The sequence below is a fragment of the Corynebacterium sp. genome (genome assembly GCF_012837295.1).
Taxonomy (GTDB): Bacteria; Actinomycetota; Actinomycetes; order Mycobacteriales; family Mycobacteriaceae; genus Corynebacterium.
This window is the reverse complement of sequence record NZ_DURI01000003.1, coordinates 1-6,108: the sequence shown is the minus strand read 5'-3', so window position 1 is coordinate 6,108 and position 6,108 is coordinate 1. Positions and strand designations below refer to the sequence as shown.

At 70.4% G+C, this 6,108-nt stretch carries 5 protein-coding genes; all 5 read right to left on the bottom strand.

Translation table 11 applies throughout. From position 1 onward, the window contains the following. Positions 1-51: 51 nt before the first annotated feature. From GX015_RS00100 to rho, 5 genes are read right to left on the bottom strand one after another with little or no spacing between them, the layout of a single operon-like run. Positions 52-1,254: an MraY family glycosyltransferase gene (locus tag GX015_RS00100; protein ID WP_291341867.1), complete on the bottom strand. Its 1,203-nt coding sequence runs from the start codon at positions 1,252-1,254 to the stop codon at positions 52-54. Positions 1,255-1,272: 18 nt separating this feature from the next. Beyond that, positions 1,273-1,938, bottom strand: a complete 666-nt coding sequence (locus tag GX015_RS00095; protein WP_291341865.1) for an L-threonylcarbamoyladenylate synthase — start codon at positions 1,936-1,938, stop codon at positions 1,273-1,275. Next, positions 1,935-2,996, bottom strand: coding sequence for a peptide chain release factor N(5)-glutamine methyltransferase (prmC, locus tag GX015_RS00090; protein ID WP_291341863.1), 1,062 nt, complete (start codon positions 2,994-2,996; stop codon positions 1,935-1,937). Before prmC ends, GX015_RS00095 begins: the two co-directional genes overlap by 4 nt. Positions 2,997-3,001: 5 nt before the next feature. Then, positions 3,002-4,075, bottom strand: a complete 1,074-nt coding sequence (prfA, locus tag GX015_RS00085) for a peptide chain release factor 1 (protein ID WP_291341861.1) — start codon at positions 4,073-4,075, stop codon at positions 3,002-3,004. A gap of 14 nt (positions 4,076-4,089) precedes the next feature. Then, positions 4,090-6,054 carry a transcription termination factor Rho gene (gene rho / locus GX015_RS00080; RefSeq protein ID WP_291341860.1) on the bottom strand — a complete coding sequence of 655 codons (1,965 nt, stop codon included), beginning with the start codon at positions 6,052-6,054 and terminating at the stop codon, positions 4,090-4,092. Between the last annotated feature and the right edge of the window lie 54 nt (positions 6,055-6,108).

Genomic DNA, 6,108 nt, shown 5'->3' with positions numbered 1-6,108 from the left:
TCGGCGGATGCGCCGGTGCCGTCCCCGGCCGCGCTTCCGGCCACGTCGTTGTCATTGATGGGAGTGTCTTCGCTCACGGGGGGACATGGTACCCGCTCCCCCGCGCCGCCAGATAGGCACCATCGTCAGCACGACGGCGAGCACGAGCAGCAGGCCGAACCCGACCGCCACGACGGGGGCGGGGAACACGGTGGTCCCCACGGCGCCGAAGGCGACGACGGACACCCACATGTACAGGACCAGCACGACCTTGCGGTGGCTGTGCCCCATCTCCAGCAGGCGGTGGTGCAGGTGCATCTTGTCGGGCGAGAACGGCGACTGCCCCCGCCGCGTCCTGCGGATGACGGCGAGCAGCAGGTCGAGCATGGGCACGCTCAGCGCTGCGACGACGACGATGATCGGCGACATCAGCGCCAGGGCGTCGGCGGTGCCGTACATCGACGGCGAGATCCGCCCCGACGCGGAGACCGAGGCGCCGGCGAGCATGAGGCCGATGAGCATGGCGCCGGAATCGCCCATGAAGATCCGCGCCGGCTCGAAGTTGTGGGGCAGGAAGCCGATGCACGCGCCGAGCAGGCACGCGGAGATCATCGCCGGCGGATACGCCGACACGGTCCCGCCCTGATCGTGGAGCATGACCATCGAGTAGACGAGCAGGGATCCGGCGGCGATCATGCCCAGCCCGGCGGCGAGCCCGTCGATGCCGTCGACGAAGTTGATGGCGTTGATCAGCGCCACGGTGAACAGCACCGTGACCAGCGTCGAGGAGACGGGGTCGAGGATGAGGGTCGTGCCCCCTCCGAACGGGATGTAGATGAGGTACCAGGTGACGCCCATCATCGACATGACGACGGCGGCGAGCACCTGCCCCGCGAACTTCGTCAGCGCGTCCAGATCGAAGAGGTCGTCGAGGATGCCCACCAGCAGCAGGATCGTCGCCGCGACGGCCATGGCGTTCATGTCCGGCGTCATCGGCGGGAAGCCCCTGTTCAGGGCGGGCAGCTCGCTGGCCACCCATATCGCGGCGATGATGCCGCTGTACATGGCCACGCCGCCGAGCCGGGGCTTCGGGATGTCGTGGACGTCGCGTTCGCGCGGCATGTCCAGGAATCCGGTGCGCACCACCAAGTAGCGCACCACGCCGGTGAGCAGGTAGCTCACCGACGCGGAGACGAGCACCAGCAGCGCCAGCTCGCGAAGGGGCACGCCGGCCCCGGCTCCGGAGGCGGCGAGCAGTGCAACGTCGTGGGTCATGGGAACGGCGGCCGGGCGTCAGGCGTTGGCCGGGCGGCGCAGCGCGGCGGGGTCCTTGCCCAGGACCTCGCCGATCTGCTCGGCGGTGATGGCGCCCTCGCGGAGGATGCGGGCCTCGGGGCCGGACAGGTCGACGATGGTCGACGGCTTGCCGATGGTCGCCCGGCCACCGTCGAGGTAGACGGCCGCCTCGGCGCCGAGCTGCTGCTTGGCGCGCACGGCGGTCAGCGCGGGCTCCTGGCCGGAGATGTTGGCGCTGGACACGGCCATGGGGCCGGTGCGGCGCAGAAGTTCGATGGCGATGGGGTGCAGCGGCATGCGCAGCATGACGGTGCCGCGGGTGTCGCCGAGGTTCCACGGCAGGCTGGGCGCCTGGTTGACCACGAGCGAAAGTCCGCCGGGCCAGAACGCCTCGACCAGCGCGCGGCCGGCGGCGGTGTGCTCGCGGACCAGGCCGTCGACGGTGGTCCACGATCCGACGAGCACCGGCACGGGCATGTCGGGGCCGCGGTGCTTGGCGCGCAGCAGCGACGCCACTGCCTGGTTGTTGAACGCGTCGCAGCCGAGCCCGTAGACGGTGTCGGTGGGCAGGACGACGAGCCGTCCGGCCTGCACGGCGTCGACCGCCGCCTTCAGCCCGTTTTCGCGGCCTTCGTCGGTGGAGCAGTCGTGGATGATGCTCATGTCGCCTGGTCTGTCCCTTCGTCCGTGGTGTGGTCGGCGCCGTGTCCGGCGGGGTGGTCGGGGTGCCTGATCGCGGTGGTGAACCTGTCGCGTCCCGCGAGGTCCCGGTGGGTCTCGATGTCCCGGAAGAGTCCGGTGCCCGCGAGCACCGCCGAGACGTCGGCTCCGGAGTCGTCGTCGTGCTCGATGGCCACGGCGCCGCCGGGTTTCAGCAGCGCGCTCACGATTGTCATCATAGGGCGGATGACGTCGAGCCCGTCGTCTCCCCCGAAGACCGCGTGGTGGGGGTCGTGGCCGACTTCGGGTTCGACGCCGGTGGCCAGCGGCACGTACGGCGGGTTGGAGGCGACGAGGTCGACGCGGCCGCGCAGGTCCGCCAGCGGCGCCCCGTCGCCGTCGACGAGCGCCGGGTCGGTGACGTCCCCGGCGATGACGCGCACGTCGCCGCCGCGGGGCGCCCGCTCCCCCGCCCACAGCTCGCGGCACGACGCCACGTTGCGCCGCGCCCAGTCCAGCGCGACCGGGTCCAGTTCCACGCCGGTGACCGAGGCCGCGGGGACCTGGTCGGCGATGGCCAGCGCCAGTGCACCGGATCCCGTGCACAGGTCGACCACGACCGGTCCATGTTCTCCGGGTGCTTCCGCTTTACGACGCTCCGGAGCGTCGTCAAGCGTGTTTTTGCCGAGGACGCCGACGCACCATTCCGCGAGCAACTCGGTTTCGGGGCGCGGGACGAAGACGCCCGGGCCGACGGCGAGCTCGAGGCGGCCCATCGGCGCGGTGCCCAGGATGTGCTGGAGCGGCTCGCGCGCGACGCGGCGGGCGACGAGCGCCGGCAGATCGGCGAGCAGCGGGTCCCCGTCTGCGAGCGGATCGCGGCGCGAGAGAATGAGGTCGGTGCGGGAACGGCCGCTGACGTGCATCATCAGCTGCTCGGCATCGGCCTGCGGTGACGCGCACCCGGCCGCCGCCAACGCGGACGCGACCCCCGCGAGCACCGAACCCACCGTGTGCGGGGGCTCGGGATGCCGCGGGGGCCGCGAATCGGAAAGGGCCACGCGGATTACTCCGCTTCCAGGCGCTCCTGGCGCTCGGCGTCGTGCAGGGCCTTGAGCAGGTCCTCCATGTCGCCGCCCAGGACCGCGTCCAGATTGTGGGCCTTGTAGCCGATGCGGTGATCGGACACGCGGTTCTCCGGGAAGTTGTACGTGCGCACGCGCTCGGAGCGGTCCATGGTGCGCACCTGCGACTTGCGGGCGTCGGAGGCGCTGGCGGCGGCCTCTTCCTCGGCCATCTGCTGCAGCCGCGCGGCCAGCACCTGCATGGCGCGGGCCTTGTTCTGGATCTGCGAGCGCTCCTTCTGGCACGTGACCACCAGGCCCGTGGGCAGGTGCGTCAGGCGCACCGCCGAGTCGGTGGTGTTGACGCCCTGGCCGCCCTTGCCGGAGGAACGGTAGACGTCGACGCGGAGATCCTTGTCGTCGATCTGCACGTCCTCGATCTCGTCGGGCTCCGGGTAGACCAGCACGCCGGCGGCGGAGGTCTGGATGCGGCCCTGCGACTCCGTGACCGGCACGCGCTGCACGCGGTGGACGCCGCCCTCGAACTTGAAGACGCTCCACGCGCCATCGCGGGACGGGTTCTTCGCGCGCACCGACAAGGTCATGTCCTTGACGCCGCCGAGATCGGACTCGGACAGACCGAGGATCTCCGTGCTGAAGCCGTTCTTCTCCGCGTAGCGCTGGTACATGCGCGCCAGCTCGCCCGCGAACAGCGCGGCCTCTTCGCCGCCGGCGCCGGACTTGATCTCCATGACGATGTCATCGGAATCGTGCGGGTCGCGCGGGGCCAGCAGGTCGGCGAGGCGCTCCTCGAGCTCCTCCTCCTCGACCTCGAGGCGCTTGGCCTCGGCCGCGAACTCCGCGTCCTCGGCGGCCATTTCGCGCGCGGCCTCCATGTCCTCGCGGACCTGGGTCAGGCGCGCGTGGGCCTGGATGATCGGCTGCAGCTCGTTGAACCGCTTGCCCACCTTGCGGGCGCGGGCGGCGTCGTTGTGCAGATCGGGGTCAGCCAACTGGGCCTCGAGTCCGTGGTACTCGGACAGGACGTCATCGACTGCGGTGACCTTGTCGGACATGTCGTCTACCTCCCTCAGAGCATCTCGTCGACGTCGACGTCCGCGGCCATCGGGGCGCTGGAGGCGACCTGCATGAGGAACTCGCGGTTGTTCTTCGTCTTCTTAAGCTGCTTGATCAACAGGTCGATCGCGGCCTGCGGGTCCAGCGCGGACAGGATGCGGCGCAGCTTGTGCATGACGCGGGCCTCGTCCGGGGCGAGCAGCAGCTCGTCCTTGCGGGTGCCCGACGGGTTGACGTCGACCGCCGGGAACACGCGGCGCTCGGAGATCTTGCGGTCCAGCTTGAGCTCGGCATTGCCCGTGCCCTTGAACTCCTCGAAGATCACCGTGTCGCCGGCGGAACCGGTCTCGACCATGGCGGTGGCGATGATCGTCAGCGATCCGCCGCCCTCGATGTTGCGCGCCGCGCCGAGGAATCGCTTCGGCGGGTACAGCGCGTTGGAGTCGACGCCGCCGGACAGGATGCGGCCCGACGCCGGCGAGGAGTTGTTGTAGGCGCGGCCCAGGCGGGTGATGGAGTCCAGCAGGACGACGACGTCCTGCCCCTGCTCCACCAGGCGCTTCGCGCGCTCGATGGCGAGCTCGGCGACCGTGGTGTGGTCGCCCGGCGGGCGATCGAAGGTCGACGCGATGACCTCGCCGCGCACGGAGCGCTGCATGTCGGTCACTTCCTCCGGGCGCTCGTCGACGAGGACGACCATCATGTAGCACTCGGGGTTGTTCGTGGCGATCGCGTTGGCGATGTTCTGCAGGATCGTCGTCTTGCCGGCCTTCGGCGGGGAGACGATGAGCGCGCGCTGGCCCTTGCCGATCGGCATGATCAGATCGATGACGCGGGTGGTCAGGATCTTCTGCTCGGTCTCCAGGCGCAGGCGCTGGTTCGGGTACAGCGGCGTCAGCTTGCCGAACTCCGGGCGGCCCTTGGCCTGGTCCGGGGTCTGGCCGTTGACGGTGTCGACCTGCACCAGCGGGTTGTACTTCCGCTTGTTGCGGCCCGAACCGTGGGTGACCTGCCCGCCGCCGCCGTCGCGGGGCATGCGGACCTGGCCGGTGATGGCGTCGCCCTTGCGCAGGCCGTACTTGCGCACGAGCTGCTGGGAAACGTGGACGTCGTTCGAGCCCGGCAGGTAGCCCGAGGTGCGGACGAACGCCGAGTTGTTGTCCATCACGTCGACGATGCCGGCGACGGGCTGCAGGACGTCGCCCTCGCGCACGCCCTCGTCGCCGCCGCCCTGGTTGTCGCGGCCCTTGCGGTCGCGGCGATTGCGGCGGTTGCGGCGACCGCCGCGGCCCTCGTTGTCGTCGTTTCGATCGTTGCGATCGTTGCGGTTCCGGTTGCGGTTGCGGCCGCCCTGGTTGTCGCGGTTGTCGCCGTCGTTCTGGCCACCCTTGTTGTCGCGGTTGTCGCGGTTGTCGCGGTTGTCGCGGTTGTCGCGGTTGCCCTGGTCATCCCCCTGATTGCCCTGGTTGTCCCGGCCGCCCCGGTCATCGCGATTGTCGCCGTCGTTCTGGCCGCCCCGGTTGTCCCGGTTGCCCTGGTTGTCGCCCTGGTTGCGCTGGCGGGCGCGGTCGCGGCGGGCGCGGCGGGACTGCGAGCGTGACGGGTACTCGTTCTGGCCGTCGGAATCTCCGCGGTCATCTCGGTTGTCGCGGTTGTCGCGGTCGCGATCGCCGTTGCGATCGCCCTCGGCACGAGCGGCGGACGAGTCGTCGTCACGCCCGGCGGAGCCGGAACCCTTGCCCTCCGACCGAGCGGTACCCTCGGCAGCCTCCTTGCCCGCATCCTTCGCGGGCTTCGCGGCCTTCGCGGGCGCCTGGCCCGAGCCGGAACCCTGGATCGCGGCGATCAGCTCATGCTTGCGCATCGCCGAGATGCCGCGGATGCCCTTGCCGGAAGCGATGGCGCGAAGATCGGCCATGCGCAGCGCCGTCAGATTCTCCTGGCCCTGGGTGGCGCCGGTGGTGTCCGTATCGGTCACGGAAATCCTTTCGTGTTTTTCCCCCGACATCGTCGCCCCGCCGCACGAAAGTGC